Genomic DNA, 19,158 nt, shown 5'->3' with positions numbered 1-19,158 from the left:
ACCGTTTCGTTGAATAAATTGTGAGCTTTAACTTTCCTGAAGTGTTTTATTTTTATCGAAACGTTTTGCTTGCCTTGTTTTGAGGCAGAGTCATAAAAATTTCATTATTTTGGTGCAGAATAACGCTTATTAAATGGTGGATTTTAATACAGTTAGCAAAATGTATTTAACATCGTTTATTCACTGTCACACTCTGGTGCATTGCGATGTTTTCAGCATAACTTTTCACAAAATGTTCTAACTCAGTCATTCCTTTAAAGAAATTCAGGGATTGGGATGGACGCTTTGAAATGATTGAGCTATGTTTAAAAAGTCTTTGATTACAGGGCGCGTCAGCGCACCCTGTGGGCGGTGAGGTCAGGTGGCGCTTCATTTGACAATTCGCATAACTGTGCAGATTGTTATGGAGTAACGCCTGAATTTGTGCGGCGGATCGAGACACGTTTAAAAATGGCTTGCCATATTAAACGTTGTGTGTGATAACACGTTTTGGGTCAAACGAGGTACAGTTCTGTTTATGTGTGGCATTTTCAGTAAAGAAGTCCTGAGTAAACACGTTGTCGTTGAATACCGCTTCTCTGCCGAACCTTATATTAGTGCCTCAAGCAGTAATGTCTCAGTTTTATCTATGTTAAAGCCTGCGGGCTAAGAAAACACTCTAAGGAATTTTGCAAATGGCAAAGATTAAAGGTCAAGTTAAGTGGTTCAACGAGTCTAAAGGTTTTGGTTTCATTACTCCTGCTGACGGCAGCAAAGACGTGTTCGTACACTTCTCTGCAATCCAGGGTAACGGCTTCAAAACTCTGGCTGAAGGCCAGAACGTTGAGTTCGAAATTCAGGACGGCCAGAAAGGCCCAGCTGCGGTTAACGTAACTGCTATCTGATCGAATCACTGCTGACTGAAGCGCTTAGCGCTTCGATCTCAGACATAAGCCTCGCCGATGCGGGGCTTTTTTATTCACTTATTTTTCAAAATGTTACGTATTCCTCCTCTGTTATTATCTTGTTGCAAACCCGCGAGATTATTAGCATTGTTTTCCCGCCTTATTATCCCTTTTTCCCGTTAAATCAGGGCGTTGATTAACAGCCCTGGGGTTAAAGTGAAAAAAAAGACAATAACGGCCAACGGAAACTTTACACCGGCACGTTTTGCACTTCTGTGTCTCGCCATCTTTTGTAGCCTTGCTTTTCTGTTAGGCCGCGTGGCATGGCTACAAATTATCAAACCGGATAATCTGGTGAAGCAGGAGGATATGCGTTCTCTGCGCGAAGTGGCGATAGACGCCCCGCGTGGGATGATTGTTGACCGTGAAGGGCGTCCCCTTGCGGTAAGCGTACCTGTCCAGGCCGTCTGGGCCGATCCCAAAACTGTGCTTGATAAAGGGGGGATCGGCTTTGATTCGCGCTGGCAGGCCCTGGCAAATGCTTTACACCTTTCTCTGAGCACGCTCGCATCGCGAATAAACAGCAATCCGCACGGGCGATTCATTTATCTAGCTCGTCAGGTTGATCCCTCCCAGGCAAAGTGGATTGATAAGCTGCGTCTTCCCGGTATCAACCTACGCGATGAGTCCCGTCGCTTTTATCCTGCCGGACACGTGGCGGCAAACCTGATTGGCTTCACTAATATTGATGGTCAGGGTATTGAGGGCGTCGAGAAAAGCTTTAACACGCAGCTCACCGGGAAGGCAGGCGTGCGGCTGGTCAGGAAAGATCGATACGGGCATGTGGTTGAGAACCTCACGGAGGTGGCGCCCGTACCGGCACATAATATCCAGCTTAGTATCGATGAACGCCTGCAAACTATCACCGAAGACGCGCTGGATAATGCCGTGGCGTGGAATAAAGCCGAGTCAGGCGCGTCGGTGCTGATTAATATCCAGACGGGCGAAATTCTGGCGATGGCGAGCTTCCCTGACTTCAACCCCAACAATCGGGAAGGGGCAACGCTGGATGACTTTCGTAATCGCGCGATCAGCGACACCTTTGAACCGGGTTCGACCGTTAAGCCTCTGGTGCTGATGACGGCGCTACAGCAGGGGCTGGTGCAGCCTGACAGCGTGATAGACACGCATCCCTACACCATTGATGGTCATCGTATTCGCGATGTGGGCTACTACCCCGAGCTGACCATGACCGGGATCCTGCAAAAATCCAGCGACACGGGCGTATCCCGTCTTTCTCTCGCGATGCCCGTGCAACGGTTACTTGATACCTATAAAAACTTTGGTTTTGGCGAGAGTACCGGGCTTGGCTTAACGGGAGAAAGCTCAGGTTTACTGCCGCAGCGAAAATTCTGGAGTCAGTTAGACAGGGCGACCTTTGCCTTTGGGTATGGCCTGATGGTTACCCCCCTTCAACTGGCGCATGTGTATGCCACCATCGGTAGCTATGGCATTGAACGGCCTCTGTCCATCACCCGTATCGATCCCCCCGTGATTGGCAAACGGGTGATGCCCGGGGAGATTGTTCACGAGGTGGAACACATGATGGAGAGCGTCGCGTTACCCGGCGGTGGCGGGATCAAAGCGGCGGTGCGTAACTATCGTGTGGCGATTAAAACCGGGACGGCCAAAAAAATCGATGAACACGGTAAGTATGTGGATAAATACGTCGCCTACACAGCAGGCGTTGCGCCCGCCAGCGATCCCCGTTTTGCACTGGTGGTGGTGATCAACGATCCGAAAAACGGAGCCTACTACGGCGGGGCCGTTTCCGCGCCCGTGTTCAGCGAAATTATGGGTAACGTCTTGCGCCTGGAAAACGTGAAGCCAGACGGGCTGCCGGCAGATTCTGACCATCTGATCGTGATGCGTCACCCAGCCGTTTATAACCCTGGCGAATAGCGGTACACTTCGCCTTTTGGTTTTCGCCCTGGAGCTGTCATGTCTTTCAGTTGTCCCCTTTGCCACGCGCCGCTGACGCGCGCGGAGAAAACGTTTATCTGTCCACTGGGACATCAGTTTGACCGGGCTAAAGAGGGCTATGTCAATCTTCTGCCGGTACAGCACAAGCGCTCCCGGGATCCGGGTGACAGCGCGGAGATGATGCAGGCGCGCCGGGCGTTTCTTGACGCCGGACACTATCAACCGCTCAGGGATGCCGTTGTCGACTTACTCCGTCAATATCTGACAGAAGGCGCATCCGCCATGCTGGATATCGGCTGCGGTGAGGGCTACTACACCGCCACGTTTGCTGACGTCGCGGCTGGGAAGGGCGCCGAAACTTACGGGCTGGACGTGTCGAAAGTGGCTATCCGTGCAGCAGCAAAACGCTACTCAGCGGTAACGTTCTGCGTGGCCTCCAGCCACCGCCTGCCGTTTGAGGAAGCGAGTATGGACGCCGTAGTGCGTATCTATGCCCCGTGCAAGGCAGAGGAGCTGGCGCGCGTCGTTAAGCCCGGCGGGTGGGTTATCACCGTTACGCCGGGACCGCGTCATCTGCTGGAGCTAAAAGGGCTGATCTATGATGAAGTTCACCTGCATGCGCCGCACTCTGAACAGCTGGCGGGCTTCGCGTTAAAGCAGGGGCAGTCAGTGGCGTATGAGATGACGTTGCAGGGAAGTGAAGCGGTGGCGTTACTGCAAATGACGCCGTTTGCGTGGCGGGCAAAACCAGAGGTGTGGGAAACGCTGGCAGCACAGACAGAATTTCGCTGCCAGACGGATTTCAGCATCCATTGCTGGCAGCGCGAAGATTAACCCGCGAAGTGTGCCCAGAGTATTTGGGCACCAATTCCGATCAACACGATACCGCCCAGAATTTCGGCGCGTTTGCCTAACAGCGGGCCAATGAACCGCCCCACCATCATCCCCAGCGTTGACATAATCAGCGTGGCGCAGCCAATCGCCAGCGCGGTGGCGATAATATTGACCTGCAAAAACGCCAGACCGACACCGACAGCCATTGCGTCCAGGCTGGTTGCGATAGCGGTTGTCACCAGAAGCCAGAAGCCGTGGCGTTGCAGCGGCGCATCATCTTCATCGCTGTTGCCACGAAAACCTTCAATTACCATGCGTCCGCCGAGGAACACCAGCAGCACGAAGGCGATCCAGTGGTTCCACTCCAGCACAAACTGGCTGGCGAGCATCCCCAGACCCCAGCCAATAAGCGGCGTCAGCGTTTCGATTGCGCCAAAGATGAGACCGGTGCGCAGGGCTTCGGAAAATTTAGGTTTATGGAGGGTGGCACCTTTACCGATAGAGGCGGCAAATGCGTCCATGGACATGCCAAAAGCCAGAAGGATCGTAGCGGAGATGTTCATAAGTGCGTCCAGACCGGGGATATCCATATGACACATCACTGCCCCCAGTAAACAGCAGTTGATGTATCTATGGTCTCGCCTGATCGCTTTTGGCACAGTAAGTGTGCTGAAAACGATCCGTACGCGCCACGTTTTGCAACGAGTATGTTGACACGTACATTTCCCGCAGGCAGGAAATCGGCTACTCCCCAACGACGGGCGCAACCTTAACATATTTTGAGAATATAAAACAACAACGAAGATGGCTTTATAAAGCCACTATGTTGATAACGATTTTCATTTAGGTTTATGCGTAAAAGTATCGTTAATAAATATAAGTTAATTCGCAGGGGAGATATAGCATCGGCTATATTTCTGGTTTGAGAATAATACAATACATAGCCGATGCTATAAAATTAATTCATTGAGTTTTAAGGAGTAATTTGTAGATTTTTTCCAGGTCGTCAATATTTTTGACCCGAATGAGCAGGCGGCGTTGTTCTAATTGCATCACCAGAACTCCGTCTTCGGATAAATTCATCTCTTTAATGCGGTTATATTCTATCCAGACATTAGCGAAGAAGAATCCGTGTTTTTTAAAAATGAGTTTTGGCGAGCGGATCCAGAACAGGTAAATCGCCATTAATGCCAGCGCACATAATAACCATGTGGTTAATATTGCGCCGTGGCTGGTCACATTATTGTAAATCAGGATGACTACCAGACCGGCGAAGATAAACGCATCAATGCGCCCACGGCGTAAGAGGGGAAGGGTCAGCAGCGTCTCGCCGTGGCGGTGAGGCATAATGAACTCGTCATAGATCGCGTAAGCCAGAAGGGCAACAATAAATAAAACCAGTACGGTGTCCGTGACAGTCATTCATCCTCCAGATAAAAAGACCGGGGGCAAGCCCCCGGTCGGTAACTCATTTTATTACAGACCCAGCAGGCCGACGGCGTAGCCCGCGATACCGATGACGAAGAAGCCAACGATGATCCACAGCGGGTTCACTTTCTTACGCAGCAGCCACATACAGGCGAAGGTTAACAGCAGCGGTACCAGGCCAGGCATCAGCTGGTCCAGAATGGTCTGCACGGTGGTGACGCGCGTCTGACCATCCTGACCGGTGATCGTCGATACCACCAGCGGGATGTTCACGTGCGTCCACTTGTTAACCAAAGCCCCCATTACAAACAGGCCGAGGATTGACGCCCCCTCAGTCAGTTTTTGCAGGAAGCCGCCGCCCATATCCTTAACGATATCCACCCCTTTACGGTAACCGTATGCCACGCCGTAGTAGCGGGTCAGCAGACGCACCGCGTTGAACAGGATAAAGAACAGCAGGGGACCAAGCAGACTGCCGCTCATGGCGATCCCGGCGCCCAGTGCCGCAAAGACCGGACGCACGGTACCCCAGAAGATCGGGTCGCCCACGCCTGCCAGCGGCCCCATCAGACCGACTTTAATACCGTTGATAGCACCATCGTCGATCTCAGCCCCGTTTGCACGCTGCTCTTCCATCGCCAGCGTTACGCCCAGAACAGGCGCCGCTACGTAAGGGTGAGTGTTGAAGAATTCCAGGTGACGCTTAATTGCCTGACGGCGTGCTTCGTTGTTTTCCGGATACAGGCGTTTGATTGCCGGCACCATGGAGAAGCAGAAGCCGAGCGCCTGCATACGTTCGAAGTTCCATGAACCCTGAAACAGGTTAGAACGGATGAACACGCCACGAATATCACCCGGAGTGAGTTTTTTCTCAGTGGTAGTTTTTGTCATATCAACCATTTCGCTCACCTGTTAGTCCAGTTCGTTATCGAGATCGTTGTTACCAGCAGCCTGCGCAGGGGCACCCGCGACACGGTTGTATTTCGGGCTGAGCTGGATATAAAGAATCGCCATCACCGCACCAATCACACCCAGCGCAACCAGGTTGAAGTTGGTGAATGCAGCGGTAACGAAGCCAAGGTAGAAGAACGGCATCAGATAGCCTGCGCGCATCATGTTGATGACCATCGCGTAACCTACGACCACAATCATACCGCCCGCGATATTCAGACCGCCGGTGACCACTTCTGGTATGGCGTTCAGCATACTTTGAACTTCACTGGTCCCAACGGAAATCGCCACGATAACGGCCGGAATAGCGATACGCATCGCCTGCAGGAACAGGGACGAGACGTGGATCCAGGAGAGCGCTGTCAGGTTGCCGTTATCGGCCGCCTTATCCGCCGCGTGCTGGAAGGCAACGGTGATGGTACGAACAATGATGGTCAGCACCTGGCCTGCCGCGGCCAGTGGAATGGCCAGCGCGATACCGGCACCGATACTCTGATGACCGGCGATAACCAGAACGGTCGAAATAATGGACGCCAGCGCGGCATCTGGCGCAACTGCCGCACCGATGTTCATCCAGCCGAGGGCGATCATTTCCAGGGTACCACCGATGATGATACCGGTTTTCATGTCACCGAGAACGGCGCCAATCAACGTACAGGCCACCAGAGGGCGGTGGAACTGAAATTCATCAAGTACGGACTCCATACCCGCAATACACGCGACGATGAACACCAGCACAATCTGAAGAGTAGTAATCTCCATTGCACTTCTCCTATTACATAAGCTCTATATGAAAAACCGGCCCGGGCTTATTTCCCCACTTTGCCGATCAAATCCATCATTTTCAGTTTCTGATCCGTGGAAACCTTACGGGCTTCCAGCTCGATACCGCGTGCATTCAGCTTGTTGAAGGCCTCGATATCTTTCGCATCCACTGAAATCGCGTTGTTGACCTGCGTTTTGCCCTGACGGAAAGCCATACCGCCAATGTTAACGGAGGTGATTTTCACGCCGCCTTCAACAATGCGTTCAACGTCTGTCGGGTTGGTGAACAGAAGCATCACGCGTTCGCCCGCATATTTCGGGTTGTTGTAAACGCGGATCATTTTGGCGACATCCACGACGTGCGCGGTGACGCCCGGCGGTGCAACCTGGGTAAGAAGGGTTTTACGGACAGTGTCGGCGGCCACTTCGTCACTGACCACGATGATGCGTTGTACGTTGGTCTCTTTGGTCCAGCGCGTCGCCACCTGGCCGTGGATCAGACGGTCATCAATACGCGCAAGGCCGATAACCATGTAATCGTTCGGCCCCATTGGCTTCGCCGGTGCCGCGGCTTTTGGAGCAGCAGGGGCAGGGGCAGGTTTTTCAACCGGCTGTGCTTTCAGCGCCTTCACGCCTTCGCGACCGGTTTCCACCGCCAGCGCCACCAGCTCGTCAAAGCCTGGGTTGTCGTCACGCGCCATGAAGGTTTCCACCAACATTGGGATATTTACCCCGGCGACGACTTCATAATGCTCTTTATCGACGACAATGCGGCTGGCAGCGTTGAACGGGCTGCCGCCCCATGTATCCACGAGAAACAGCACGCCTTTGCTGGTATCCAGCTTCTCAAGCTGAGCAGTGTACTTTTCAATCAGCGTCTCGGCGTTTTCACCGGGAACGAAATCGATCCAGCCGACGTTTTCCTGCTCGCCCAACAGCATTTCTGCCGTTTTGAGTAACTGCTCCGCAGCCCAACCATGTGTGCCTATGACAATAGCAATGGTCACTTGCTACCTCCTATTATTATCATTTATACGTCTGCCAGGCAGGCGTACTGAGAATCGTATTGGCGAACCGAATCGATTCAGATAAGGGTTAGAGTTCTAAAAAACCAAGACTTCCGCGAATTATTTTAGATAGTGAAAAAATAATTTATGTGATGAAGATCCGTAATTTAGCTACGCCTTACAGATTTTTCTGTAAGATAAACCACGTGTGTTACAGAAGTTTGCAAAGGAACGTAAATCTTTGCTAAAAACCCATTGTCTCTGATATGTTTAGCGTCCGTTTAATTATTCAGGAGTATAGGGCTACAGCCCACTATATGGACCGTCACCGACGTCAGTCATCTTCCAGGCCATTCCGCGCCTTATTCACCGGCGACCTTCGCCACGCATCGACCCCCATTCCCTTTGAAATGCCCGAAATTAGCGGGGCACCGTTTTGTCATTCCTTTAGCAGGAGCGTGTCATGGAATTCTTAATGGACCCGTCAATCTGGGTAGGCTTGCTTACGCTGGTCGTGCTGGAGATCGTTCTCGGTATTGATAACCTGGTGTTTATTGCCATCCTTGCGGATAAGCTGCCGCCGAAACAGCGTGATAAAGCCCGTCTGATCGGCCTCTCGCTGGCGCTGATCATGCGACTGGGCCTGCTGTCCGTGATCTCGTGGATGGTTACGCTGACTAAGCCTCTGTTCACCGTCATGGATTTCACCTTCTCCGGCCGTGATTTAATCATGCTGGTGGGGGGGCTTTTCCTGCTGTTCAAAGCTACAACAGAGCTGCATGAACGGCTGGAGAACCGGCAGCATGATGATGGCCACGGTAAGGGGTATGCCAGCTTCTGGGTGGTGGTCCTGCAGATTGTGGTGCTTGATGCGGTCTTCTCACTGGATGCGGTGATTACAGCGGTTGGCATGGTGAACCATCTGCCGGTGATGATGGCGGCGGTTGTGATTGCGATGGCGGTAATGCTGCTGGCGTCGAAACCGCTGACGCGTTTCGTCAACCAACATCCGACGGTCGTCGTGCTGTGTCTGAGTTTCCTGTTGATGATTGGTCTGAGCCTGGTGGCAGAAGGTTTTGGTTTCCATATACCGAAAGGCTACCTGTACGCCGCGATTGGCTTCTCGATTCTGATCGAGCTGTTTAACCAGATTGCGCGCCGTAACTTCATTAAGCAGCAGTCGAATCAGCCGCTGCGCGCGCGTACCGCCGATGCGATCCTGCGCCTGATGGGCGGGCGTCGTCAGGTGAACGTGCAGGCGGATAACGAGAACCGTAACCCGGTTCCGGTGCCGGAAGGTGCGTTTGTGGAAGAAGAACGCTACATGATCAACGGCGTGCTTTCGCTGGCCTCCCGCTCCCTGCGCGGCATTATGACGCCGCGCGGTGAAATCAGCTGGGTGGACGCCAACCTGAGCGTCGACGAAATTCGCCAGCAGCTGCTCTCCTCGCCGCACAGCCTGTTCCCGGTCTGCCGGGGTGAGCTGGATGAGATCATCGGTGTGGTACGCGCGAAAGAGATGCTGGTGGCGCTGGAAGAGGGCGTTAACGTCGAGGCCGTAGCGGCCGCGTCGCCTGCCATCGTGGTGCCGGAGACGCTGGATCCGATTAACCTGCTGGGCGTGTTGCGTCGTGCTCGCGGGAGCTTTGTTATCGTCACCAACGAATTTGGTGTGGTACAAGGTCTGGTAACGCCGCTGGACGTGCTGGAAGCCATTGCCGGTGAATTCCCTGATGCGGATGAAACGCCAGAAATCGTTGCCGACGGTGACGGCTGGCTGGTGAAAGGCACCACCGACCTGCATGCGCTCTCGCACACGCTGGGCGTCGAAAACGTGGTCAATGACGATGAAGACATCGCCACGGTAGCGGGGCTGGTGATTGCCGTTAACGGGCAGATCCCGCGTATCGGTGATGTGCTTGAGCTGCCGCCGCTGCAAATTACTATCGTTGAAGCCAACGACTATCGCGTTGATATGGTTCGTATTGTTAAAGAGCACTCTGTACACGACGAAGAAGAGTAACGCTATCTAGCGTAACGGCAATAAAGGCACGATGTGTCCGTTGTGACGGGCTGGCGGAGGGTTACTTTCCGCCAGCCATTTCGGAAACTCCCGCAGCGGCATCGGCCGCGCATACAAGTACCCCTGCAAAATATGTACGCTGTGGCGGCGCAAATAGCGTGACTGCTCCTCGGTTTCAACCCCTTCTGCAACCAGTTCAATATTCAACCTCTGGCCCAGCGCAATAATAATATCCGTTACCGTTGAGTTCACGGCGTCGGTGCCGATCGCGGTGGTGAAGGATTTATCAATTTTCAGCACGTCCGGGTGAAGTTTTTCAAGCCACGAAAGAGAACTATTGCCCGTACCAAAATCATCAATCGCAAGCTTCACCCCTTTGCGGTGCAGCTCCCGCACGATGCGGTAATCCACATCGAGCAACGCATCGCGCTCGGTTAACTCTACAATCAACTTTTGAACAGGGTTCGCCTTAAACCAGATGCGGTTGAGATCCCTGATCAGCGCAGCGCGGCGAAAATGGCTGGCAGCCACGTTGATGCCAATATGGAAATCCCGTGAGGCCGGGAAAAAGCCTATCTGCCGCACCGTTTCGCTGATGACGTAGCGGGTAAGCGGAACAATCAGGCTATGTTCTTCAGCCAGGGGGATAAAGACATCGGGAGAAATCCAGCCCTGACGCGGGTTGTTCCAGCGCAGGAGGATCTCGACGCCAACGCATTCCCGGGTGCGGGCGTTTACCAGCGGCTGGCAGAAGAGTTCAAACTCCCGGGCAGCAATCCCCATATTAATTTCCCAGGTGAAACTTATGCGTCGCGCCGTGGCAAGCCAGGCGATATAGCCCATCAGTAAACTGAGCATCAACGCCAGCGGTAGCTGGGTAGGCAGATTTTTCAATGCCATTTGGCCTGCCCCAGGGCCGCTGACCGTGACGCTGAAAGGGTAGTGCTGTGAAGACTGTTCCAGCAGGGAGGCGTGTTCATCGAAGGTCGGCGTATTCGTCACCTGCTGCCCGTCGCGGAGAAAATTATCGCCTACTCTCAGGACCACGTCGGTGATTTGTGGCCGCTGTGGCTCCAGAATCATTTTGGTGATGAGATCGATATTCACTACCTCCATCAACCCGTCACTGCCGTCGCCCGCAAGGGGTGACCACTGAATCAGTACCGGACTGCCCTTTAACAGCCACCGATCGGTCAACAAGATCAGTCTGGGTTCACTGGACGGAAGCATCGGCTCAATGTCACTGACGGGCATATTTCGGCTGCCAAATACGCTCGAGCAATACAGTATTCCGTCTTTGACGAGGGCGATGGAGCGCACGGTCTGGAGGATCGCCGCCTGTTTTCGCAGAATCGGATTCGCTTCAGCGCAGGGCATATCAACCAGAAAACGTAGAGTTTCACGCTGGGTTTCTAACGCAAGAAGCACCTTATCAAGCGCACGCACGGTGTGGTGAGTAAAGTCGTGGATCCGATCCTGATTAATGTTGCGCTGTGAAATAAAGCGAATGCCCAGCGTCAGGACGAGCGTAACGAGCGCAACCGTAACACAGACGATAACGCGTTTTCGGCGATAGTCTTTAATGATCGTTTGTGCAGTTTGCATGAACGGTCGCCTGATAAGCACCGGCCGGAAAAGCCAGACGCAACAGTGACAGTGTAGTGGGGAATACGTGAAGCGACGAGAGGCGGTGTGAAAATTCGCCCATCTGTTGCAGATGGGCGAAAAGGAAGGTTTAGTCGCACTGCACCTTAATGGCCAGACCGCCGCGCGAAGTCTCACGGTACTTCGCGTTCATGTCCTTGCCGGTTTCGTACATGGTTTCAATAACCTTATCCAGTGACACGCGTGGCTCGCTGGTACGGCGCATCGCCATACGCGAGGCGTTGATCGCTTTGACGGAGGCGATGGCGTTACGCTCAATGCACGGTACTTGCACCTGGCCGGCAACCGGGTCACAGGTCAGACCGAGGTTGTGCTCCATGCCGATTTCCGCCGCCACGCACACCTGCTCAGGGCTTGCGCCCAGCAGTTCCGCCAGACCGGCCGCCGCCATAGAGCAGGCCACGCCCACTTCACCCTGACAGCCTACTTCGGCACCGGAGATGGAGGCATTCATCTTGTACAGCGCGCCGATAGCGCCTGCCGCGAGGAAATAACGGATATAGATCTCCGGTGTCACGGGCTCAATAAAGTGATCGTAGTAGGCCAGCACCGCCGGAACGATACCGCACGCGCCGTTGGTTGGCGCCGTCACCACGCGACCACCCGCTGCGTTCTCTTCGTTAACCGCCAGCGCAAACATGTTCACCCAGTCAACCACATTCATTGGATCATTGGAGAATTTGTCGGTGGTGACCAGCATACGGCGAAGCGCAGAGGCACGACGTGGCACACGCAGTGGCCCAGGCAGAACCCCCTCGGTGTTCATCCCGCGGTCAATACAGGCGCGCATGGTTTGCCACACGTTAGCAAAATAGTCTTCGATCTCTTTCTTGCTGTGCAGCGCCAGTTCGTTCTGCATCACCATACCGGAGAGGGAGAGACCGGTCTCTTTGCAATAGGCCAACATCTCGGTGGCAGATTTAAACGGATAGGGCACATTCACATCGCCCGCGCTCTCTTTGCCAAAGTGTTCTTCGTCAACGATAAAGCCGCCGCCGATGGAGTAGTAGGTTTTACTGTAGATCTCTTTTTCGCCGCTCCAGGCGTGGATGGTCATACCATTTTCATGCAGCGGCAGGTTGTCGCTACGAAAACGCATCCCGTCATCCTGCGGGAAGTCCACTTCGTGCTGACCGTTAGCCAGCAGCAGACGACCGCGCGTTTCCACGTCGCGGATAAATGCCGGAATGGCATCAATATCAACTGTGTCCGGCATATTGCCCGCCAGACCCATAATAATGGCGATATCGGTGTGGTGGCCTTTACCCGTTAATGACAGTGAACCGTAAACGTCTACGGCGACACGGGTAACGCTTTCCAGTAATCCTTTTTCGACCAGATCATCGACGAACTGTTTACCGGCCTTCATCGGCCCTACAGTGTGGGAAGAAGATGGACCAATCCCCACTTTGAACATGTCGAATATACTAATCACTTTCACACTCCTGACAGGGTTACTGGGGTTCCAGTAACGATGTTATAACTGCGCATAGTGTAAGAGGGAACACTAACCTCGGCTTAACTATTCACATGAATTAAACTAATGGTTAACGATGGTTTAGCTAATAGCGCGACGCCGATCGCAAACCTGCCAGAAAAGGGTGGAATGTAAAGTATAGTCAAGGCTTCAGGCCGATTTGTAGCGCAAGCTCACGAATGATGCCTGCCGTCATGCCCCAGACAAAATAATGCTGATACCACGACAGCCAGACCCGATGATCGTGCCCGCGGCGGTGAATATCCAGAGGATGATAGCGGCCCAGACGAAGGGCCTCTTCAAGCGGCATTTCGAACACCGCTGAAACTTCATCGACGCTGGCGTGATACTGAAGATCGGGCGGAATAATGCCGACGACCGGCGTGACCTGAAAACCGGTTACGCTGTCCACTGGCGGCAGCACGCCAATTACCTCGACCGCCTCCGGGGGGATCGCCACCTCCTCATGCGCTTCGCGCAGCGCGGCGGCAATCAGGGAAGCATCGGTGCTGTCCACCGCGCCGCCCGGAAACGCAACCTGACCGGCGTGTTTTCGCATATGCGGTGAGCGCTGGGTAAGCAACAGACCCGGCTGTTCACGACGCACGACCGGGATCAGTACCGCCGCCTGACGTTGATTCAGCGCGGCGCGGTTAACCTGGGGCCGCAGAAGCTGAAAACGCGACAGAAAATCATCCAGCGTCAGGTTGTCTTTCTTCACCGTGAGTTCTCCAGTTGTTTCAGGATACGATTCACTTTATCAAAGGTTTCCTGATATTCCGCCCCGGCCTGGCTGTCGGCTACAATGCCGCCGCCTGCGGAACAGTAAAGGTTACCGTCGCAGGCCGTCAGGGTGCGAATAGTGATGCTGGTATCCATGGTTCCGCACAGGCTCACATAGCCGATGCTGCCGCACCAGGCGTTGCGGCGATGCGGTTCCAGTTCGTCGATAATCTCCATCGCGCGGACCTTCGGCGCGCCGGTGATGGAGCCGCCCGGAAACGCGGCGCGGAGCAGATCGCAGGCGGTCCGCGAGGCCGGCAGGCGTGCAGTGATAGTACTGACCAGATGATGTACCGCCGGGAAAGGTTCCACAACGAACAGCTCCGGCACGCGCACGCTGCCCGGCTCGGCGACGCGGCCAATATCATTGCGCATCAGATCGACAATCATCAGGTTTTCAGCGCGATCTTTCGGCGAGGCCGCCAGCGTCTCCGCCTGCTGGCGGTCGGCGTTAGCATCGGCAAGGCGCGGCAGGGTGCCCTTGATCGGGCGGGTCTGAATAATACCGTCAGCCAGATGAATAAAACGCTCAGGCGAAAGGCTGAGGATGGCACCGTGTTCAAGGCGTAAAAATGCGCTAAACGGGGCCTTATTGCTGGCATTGAGGCGAGTAAATGCCTGCCATTCGTCTCCCCGGTACGCCGCCTGGAAACGCTGGGCAAGGTTGACCTGATAACAGTCGCCGCTGTGAAGATACGCCTGCACGCGAGAGAATTTTTCCGCATATTCCGCCGCGCTCATGTTCGAGTGCCAGCCAGAGGTCAGCATAAAGTGTTCCGCTGTGGCGGGCCGTTGCGCCTCAAGCCAGGCCAGACGCGCCTGTACGTCTCGGTGGCTAAGCAGGGAAACCGTCTGCTTACGGTGATCCACGATTAGCGCCCAGTCATACAGCCCCACCGCCATATCCGGCAGGGAAATATCCGCCTGTGCATGCTCGGGCAGCTTTTCGAAACGGCGACCCAGATCGTAACCAAACAGGCCCAGCGCGCCCCCCAGGAAAGGCAGATCCGGATCCGGTGTGGCAGATAAGCCCAGAGCATGGATCTCGTTCTGAAGCCGCATCAGCGGATCGTCCGTGGGTGACAGCGCATCGGTAGTCAGCGTTTTAACCGGGTCGGCCACCAGAATATCAAAGCGGCTGTAGGGGTGATCCGCATGCCCGGAGTGCAGCAGCATGGCAAAAGGAAGGTGGCTCAGACGGGCAAACCAGAACTCGGCGGCGTCTGCACGCCAGGGTAAGGTCATAACAGTGGGGAAGCGCATGTTCATGTATGGCATACTACCGGGTAGCGTGAAATAATTAGCGCGAATAATTTAGCAGGAGTTAACGATGTTTGCAGGTTTACCTTCTCTCAGTCATGACCAACAGCAGAAAGCGGTAGAGCGGATTCAGGAACTGATGGGCCAGGGTATGAGCAGCGGAGAAGCGATCACCGTCGTCGCTCAGGAAATTCGCGCCAGTCATACCGGCGAACGGATTGTGGCGCGATTTGAAGATGAAGATGAATAACCGGGCTTAAACTGCCGCGATAATCTTAATCTCCACCTTATACTCCGGTTTCATCAGCGTGGCCTGTACGGTGCAGCGTACAGGCGCGTGACCCGCCACTACCCACGCATCCCAGGCTTTATTCATCTCCGCGAAGTCGTCTTTATTCGCCAGGAAAATCGTCGCGTCCAGAATGCGGGATTTATCGCTGCCCTGTTTTTCCAGTACGGCGTCGATCTGCGCCAGGGTGTTAGCGGTTTGCTCGAAGGCGTCGGCGTCCAGATTGGCAGGGACACCGGTGTAGTACAGCGTCTGGTTGTGGATCACCACATCAGACCAGCGGGCTTCGGCATCAATGCGCGTAATTGTCATAAACGTATCCTCGTTATCTTTCATCGTCAGGCGGCAAGACTGCCATATTGTTCCGCCGTCGTCACTATTTGGGGTGGCACCGGAGAGAAGGGGCTGACATAATCCCTGTGCAAAAATACAGTGAGAGAACACCGTGGCAGACGATTTTTCCCCTGAAGGTCAGTTAGCACAGGCAATTCCCGGTTTTAAACCGCGCGAACCCCAACGTCAGATGGGGGATGCAGTCGCACACGCCATCGACAAGGCGCAGCCGCTGGTTGTGGAGGCCGGCACCGGTACGGGGAAAACCTACGCTTACCTCGCTCCTGCGCTGCGGGCGAAAAAAAAGGTGATCATCTCTACGGGATCAAAAGCGCTCCAGGATCAGCTCTACAGCCGCGACTTACCCACGGTGGCGAAAGCGCTAAAATACAAAGGGCGTCTGGCCTTGCTGAAAGGGCGTTCTAACTATCTGTGTCTGGAGCGTCTCGAACAGCAGGCACTGGCGGGCGGTGACCTGCCGGTACAAACACTCAGCGATGTGATCGTCCTGCGCGCCTGGGCCAACCAGACGGAGGAGGGGGACATCAGCACCTGCGCGAGCGTGCCGGAAGACTCCCCGGCCTGGCCGCTGGTGACCAGCACCAACGACAACTGCCTCGGCAGCGACTGCCCGCTGTATAAAGACTGCTTTGTGGTGAAAGCGCGTAAAACGGCGATGGAAGCCGATGTGGTGGTGGTGAACCATCACCTGTTTCTTGCGGATATGGTGGTCAAGGACAGTGGTTTCGGCGAGCTGATCCCGGAGGCGGAGGTGATGATCTTCGATGAAGCCCATCAGCTACCGGACATCGCCAGCCAGTATTTTGGCCAGTCGCTCTCCAGCCGTCAGCTTCAGGATCTGGCGAAAGATATTACCATTGCCTATCGCACCGAGCTCAAAGATACCCAGCAGTTGCAGAAGTGCGCGGACCGCCTGGCGCAATGCGCACAGGATTTCCGCTTACAGCTTGGCGAGCCGGGCTATCGCGGCAACCTGCGCGAACTGCTCGCGGACAAAAATATCCAGCGCGCGCTGCTGCTGCTCGATGATGCCCTTGAACTCTGTTACGACGTGGCGAAGCTGTCCCTCGGACGTTCAGCGCTGCTGGACGCCGCCTTCGAGCGGGCCACGCTCTACCGTGGGCGGCTGAAGCGGCTGAAAGAGATCAACCAGCCGGGCTACAGCTACTGGTATGAATGTACCTCGCGCCACTTCACCCTGGCGCTCACGCCGCTGACCGTTGCCGATAAATTCAAAGAGGTGATGGCGCAAAAGCCCGGCACCTGGGTCTTTACCTCGGCCACGCTGTCGGTCAACGACGATCTGCACCACTTTACCGAGCGTCTCGGCATTGAGCAGGCTGAATCCTTACTCCTCCCAAGCCCGTTCGACTATGAGAAACAGGCGCTGCTGTGCGTGCCACGCAATCTGCCGCTGCCTAACCAGCCAGGGGCGGCGCGCCATCTGGCGGCCATGCTAAAGCCGATGATTGAGGCCAACAACGGACGCTGCTTTATGCTCTGCACCTCTCACGCCATGATGCGCGATCTGGCCGAGCAGTTCCGCGCGACCATGACGTTGCCGGTGCTGTTGCAGGGGGAAACCAGCAAAGGCCAGCTGCTCCAGCAGTTTGTCAGCGCCGGTAATGCCCTGCTGGTGGCGACCAGCAGCTTCTGGGAAGGGGTGGACGTGCGCGGCGATACGCTCTCGCTGGTGATTATCGATAAGCTGCCATTCACATCGCCGGACGATCCGCTCCTGAAAGCACGCATGGAGGACTGCCGTCTGCGGGGGGGCGATCCGTTCGACGACGTCCAGTTGCCGGACGCGGTTATCACGCTTAAACAGGGGGTAGGGCGACTGATACGCGACGTCACCGACCGCGGAGTGCTGGTGATCTGCGACAATCGCCTGGTGATGCGCCCCTACGGCGCCACCTTCCTCGCCAGCCTGCCGCCTGCGCCGCGCACACGGGATATTAAACGCGCGGTCCGCTTCCTGGCGAACCCGACGGCGGAGTAATTCTTCCCGGAGTGTGTTAAGATGCGCGCCATTTTGTGACTGACCATTGCGAGAGCGCGACGACTGATGCGAATTCTGGCTATTGATACCGCGACAGAGGCCTGTTCCGTTGCCCTGTGGAACGACGGTACGACTTTTGCTCATTTCGAAGAGTGCCCACGGGAACACACCCAACGTATTCTGCCCCTGGTAAAAACCATTTTAACCGAGGGCAACACCGCCCTGACTGACCTCGACGCGCTGGCCTACGGCCGTGGCCCGGGCAGCTTTACGGGCGTACGTATCGGGATTGGCATTGCGCAGGGGCTGGCGCTGGGCGCTGACCTGCCGATGATCGGCGTTTCAACGCTTGCGACCATGGCTCAGGGTGCCTGGCGCATGACCGGCGCCAGCCGCGTGCTGGCCGCGATTGATGCCCGCATGGGTGAAGTCTACTGGGCGGAGTACACCCGTGACGAAAACGGCGTCTGGCACGGCGAAGAGTCGGAAGCCGTGCTTAAACCTGAAGCCGTCACCGAGCGCCTGAAACAGCTCACCGGTGAGTGGGCGACGGTCGGAACCGGCTGGCCGGCATGGCCTGAGATGGCGAAGGACACCGGCCTTACGCTGGTGGACGGTAACATGCTCCTGCCTGCCGCCGAAGATATGTTGCCTGTTGCCTGTCAGCAGCTTGCCGCAGGAAAAACCGTGGCCGTTGAACACGCCGAGCCGGTTTATTTACGAAACACCGTCGCGTGGAAGAAACTTCCTGGCCGCGAGTGAATCTCAGTAACAGGAACTGAGAAAAAGGAGTCGCATCATGGCGGTTCAGACTAAAGTTGTACGCTTTTTTATGGCAGGCGCGGTTGCCATAGCACTGAGCGGGTGCGTCACCGTTCCTGATGCGATCAAGGGCACCAGCCCGACGCCACAGCAGGATCTGGTACGCGTGATGAATGCTCCGGAGCTGTATGTCGGGCAGGAAGCGCGCTTTGGCGGCAAGGTGGTTGAAGTGCTAAACCAGCAGGGGAAAACCCGGCTGGAGATTGCCACCGTTCCACTGGACAGCGGCGCACGGCCTGTTCTGGGTGAAGCCTCGCGCGGGCGGATCTACGCTGACGTCAGCGGCTTCCTCGATCCGGTAGATTTCCGCGGGCAGCTGGTGACCGTCGTCGGGCCGATTACCGGTTCGGTGGCGGGGAAAATCGGCAATACGCCATACAAATTTATGACCATGCAGGTGAACGGCTATAAACGCTGGCGTATCGCCCAGCAGGTGGTGATGCCGCCACAGCCAATCGATCCGTGGATGTGGGGTCCGCATCCGTATCGTTACGGCTACGGTGGCTGGGGTTGGTACAATCCAGGCCCTGCACAGGTTCAAACAATTGTAACTGAGTAAGTTACTGTTATTGTTAGGAAAGAGACAGCGGCTCAGCCGCTGTCTCTGTTTTTTTACGGATAAAACGAAAAA

General features: G+C 55.1%; 18 protein-coding genes and 1 pseudogene. 9 read left to right on the top strand and 10 right to left on the bottom strand.

From position 1 onward, the window contains the following. Positions 1-517: 517 nt before the first annotated feature. The 4 genes and pseudogenes from ACOTX2_RS00410 to rlmA all read left to right on the top strand — a co-directional run bounded on the left by ACOTX2_RS00410 (position 518) and on the right by rlmA (position 3,701). Positions 518-662, top strand: a pseudogene (locus ACOTX2_RS00410) (DUF2627 domain-containing protein). A gap of 12 nt (positions 663-674) precedes the next feature. Further along, positions 675-884, top strand: coding sequence for a transcription antiterminator/RNA stability regulator CspE (gene cspE, locus ACOTX2_RS00405; RefSeq protein WP_001062678.1), 210 nt, complete (start codon positions 675-677; stop codon positions 882-884). Positions 885-1,100: 216 nt separating this feature from the next. Next, entirely contained in the window at positions 1,101-2,846 is a 1,746-nt protein-coding gene (gene ftsI, locus ACOTX2_RS00400) for a peptidoglycan glycosyltransferase FtsI (protein ID WP_023300357.1), read from the top strand. 39 nt (positions 2,847-2,885) lie between these two features. After that, entirely contained in the window at positions 2,886-3,701 is an 816-nt protein-coding gene (rlmA, locus tag ACOTX2_RS00395; RefSeq protein ID WP_100148670.1) for a 23S rRNA (guanine(745)-N(1))-methyltransferase, read from the top strand. Here the strand turns inward: rlmA and mntP are convergent. The 5 genes from mntP to manX all read right to left on the bottom strand — a co-directional run bounded on the left by mntP (position 3,698) and on the right by manX (position 7,852). Further along, entirely contained in the window at positions 3,698-4,264 is a 567-nt protein-coding gene (gene mntP / locus ACOTX2_RS00390) for a manganese efflux pump MntP (RefSeq protein WP_032622454.1), read from the bottom strand. The genes rlmA and mntP overlap by 4 nt on opposite strands. A 400-nt stretch (positions 4,265-4,664) precedes the next feature. Then, positions 4,665-5,123 carry a DUF986 family protein gene (locus ACOTX2_RS00385; RefSeq protein ID WP_063147819.1) on the bottom strand — a complete coding sequence of 153 codons (459 nt, stop codon included), beginning with the start codon at positions 5,121-5,123 and terminating at the stop codon, positions 4,665-4,667. Positions 5,124-5,177: 54 nt separating this feature from the next. Then, the gene (locus ACOTX2_RS00380; RefSeq protein WP_006810994.1) at positions 5,178-6,029 is read right to left on the bottom strand and encodes a PTS mannose transporter subunit IID; all 852 of its coding nucleotides are present in this window, start codon (positions 6,027-6,029) and stop codon (positions 5,178-5,180) included. Between the two features lie 12 nt (positions 6,030-6,041). Further along, positions 6,042-6,842 carry a PTS mannose transporter subunit IIC gene (gene manY / locus ACOTX2_RS00375; protein WP_022648448.1) on the bottom strand — a complete coding sequence of 267 codons (801 nt, stop codon included), beginning with the start codon at positions 6,840-6,842 and terminating at the stop codon, positions 6,042-6,044. Positions 6,843-6,889: 47 nt separating this feature from the next. Further along, complete coding sequence (gene manX / locus ACOTX2_RS00370) at positions 6,890-7,852, bottom strand: PTS mannose transporter subunit IIAB (protein WP_022651434.1); 963 nt, start codon at positions 7,850-7,852, stop codon at positions 6,890-6,892. Positions 7,853-8,315: 463 nt separating this feature from the next. Here manX and yoaE point away from each other — a divergent pair, with 463 nt between their 5' ends. Next, a complete protein-coding gene (gene yoaE / locus ACOTX2_RS00365; RefSeq protein ID WP_023300354.1) occupies positions 8,316-9,875 on the top strand; it encodes a CNNM family cation transport protein YoaE in 1,560 nt (519 codons plus the stop codon). Positions 9,876-9,881: 6 nt separating this feature from the next. Here the strand turns inward: yoaE and ACOTX2_RS00360 are convergent, their stop codons facing one another. From ACOTX2_RS00360 to pabB, 4 genes are all read right to left on the bottom strand, one after another. After that, positions 9,882-11,480, bottom strand: a complete 1,599-nt coding sequence (locus ACOTX2_RS00360) for an EAL domain-containing protein (RefSeq protein ID WP_023300353.1) — start codon at positions 11,478-11,480, stop codon at positions 9,882-9,884. A 130-nt stretch (positions 11,481-11,610) separates the two neighbouring features. Next, positions 11,611-12,975, bottom strand: coding sequence for an L-serine ammonia-lyase (sdaA, locus tag ACOTX2_RS00355; protein ID WP_022648444.1), 1,365 nt, complete (start codon positions 12,973-12,975; stop codon positions 11,611-11,613). Between the two features lie 184 nt (positions 12,976-13,159). Beyond that, positions 13,160-13,738 (bottom strand): CoA pyrophosphatase, encoded by a 579-nt coding sequence (locus tag ACOTX2_RS00350; RefSeq protein ID WP_022648443.1) that lies wholly within the window; start codon positions 13,736-13,738, stop codon positions 13,160-13,162. Continuing rightward, complete coding sequence (gene pabB, locus ACOTX2_RS00345) at positions 13,735-15,069, bottom strand: aminodeoxychorismate synthase component 1 (protein WP_063147820.1); 1,335 nt, start codon at positions 15,067-15,069, stop codon at positions 13,735-13,737. The genes ACOTX2_RS00350 and pabB overlap by 4 nt, the downstream gene beginning before the upstream one ends. A gap of 61 nt (positions 15,070-15,130) precedes the next feature. On the opposite strand from pabB, the gene ACOTX2_RS00340 reads away from it, so the two are divergent. After that, the gene (locus ACOTX2_RS00340; RefSeq protein WP_022648441.1) at positions 15,131-15,310 is read left to right on the top strand and encodes a YoaH family protein; all 180 of its coding nucleotides are present in this window, start codon (positions 15,131-15,133) and stop codon (positions 15,308-15,310) included. A 6-nt stretch (positions 15,311-15,316) separates the two neighbouring features. Here the strand turns inward: ACOTX2_RS00340 and ACOTX2_RS00335 are convergent, their stop codons facing one another. Then, positions 15,317-15,661 carry a RidA family protein gene (locus tag ACOTX2_RS00335; protein ID WP_022648440.1) on the bottom strand — a complete coding sequence of 115 codons (345 nt, stop codon included), beginning with the start codon at positions 15,659-15,661 and terminating at the stop codon, positions 15,317-15,319. A 133-nt stretch (positions 15,662-15,794) separates the two neighbouring features. Between ACOTX2_RS00335 and ACOTX2_RS00330 the strand changes: the two genes are divergently transcribed. The 3 genes from ACOTX2_RS00330 to ACOTX2_RS00320 all read left to right on the top strand — a co-directional run bounded on the left by ACOTX2_RS00330 (position 15,795) and on the right by ACOTX2_RS00320 (position 19,086). After that, complete coding sequence (locus ACOTX2_RS00330; protein ID WP_421625866.1) at positions 15,795-17,705, top strand: ATP-dependent DNA helicase; 1,911 nt, start codon at positions 15,795-15,797, stop codon at positions 17,703-17,705. Between the two features lie 66 nt (positions 17,706-17,771). Beyond that, a complete protein-coding gene (gene tsaB / locus ACOTX2_RS00325; protein ID WP_023300348.1) occupies positions 17,772-18,467 on the top strand; it encodes a tRNA (adenosine(37)-N6)-threonylcarbamoyltransferase complex dimerization subunit type 1 TsaB in 696 nt (231 codons plus the stop codon). 37 nt (positions 18,468-18,504) lie between these two features. After that, positions 18,505-19,086: a Slp family lipoprotein gene (locus ACOTX2_RS00320; RefSeq protein ID WP_023300347.1), complete on the top strand. Its 582-nt coding sequence runs from the start codon at positions 18,505-18,507 to the stop codon at positions 19,084-19,086. Positions 19,087-19,158 lie beyond the last annotated feature (72 nt).

It is taken from the genome of Enterobacter cloacae complex sp. IR5412 (assembly GCF_049237385.1).
Classification (GTDB): domain Bacteria; phylum Pseudomonadota; class Gammaproteobacteria; order Enterobacterales; family Enterobacteriaceae; genus Enterobacter; species Enterobacter intestinihominis.
Note: the sequence above shows the minus strand (reverse complement) of the source record. Positions and strands in the feature narration are given on the sequence as shown.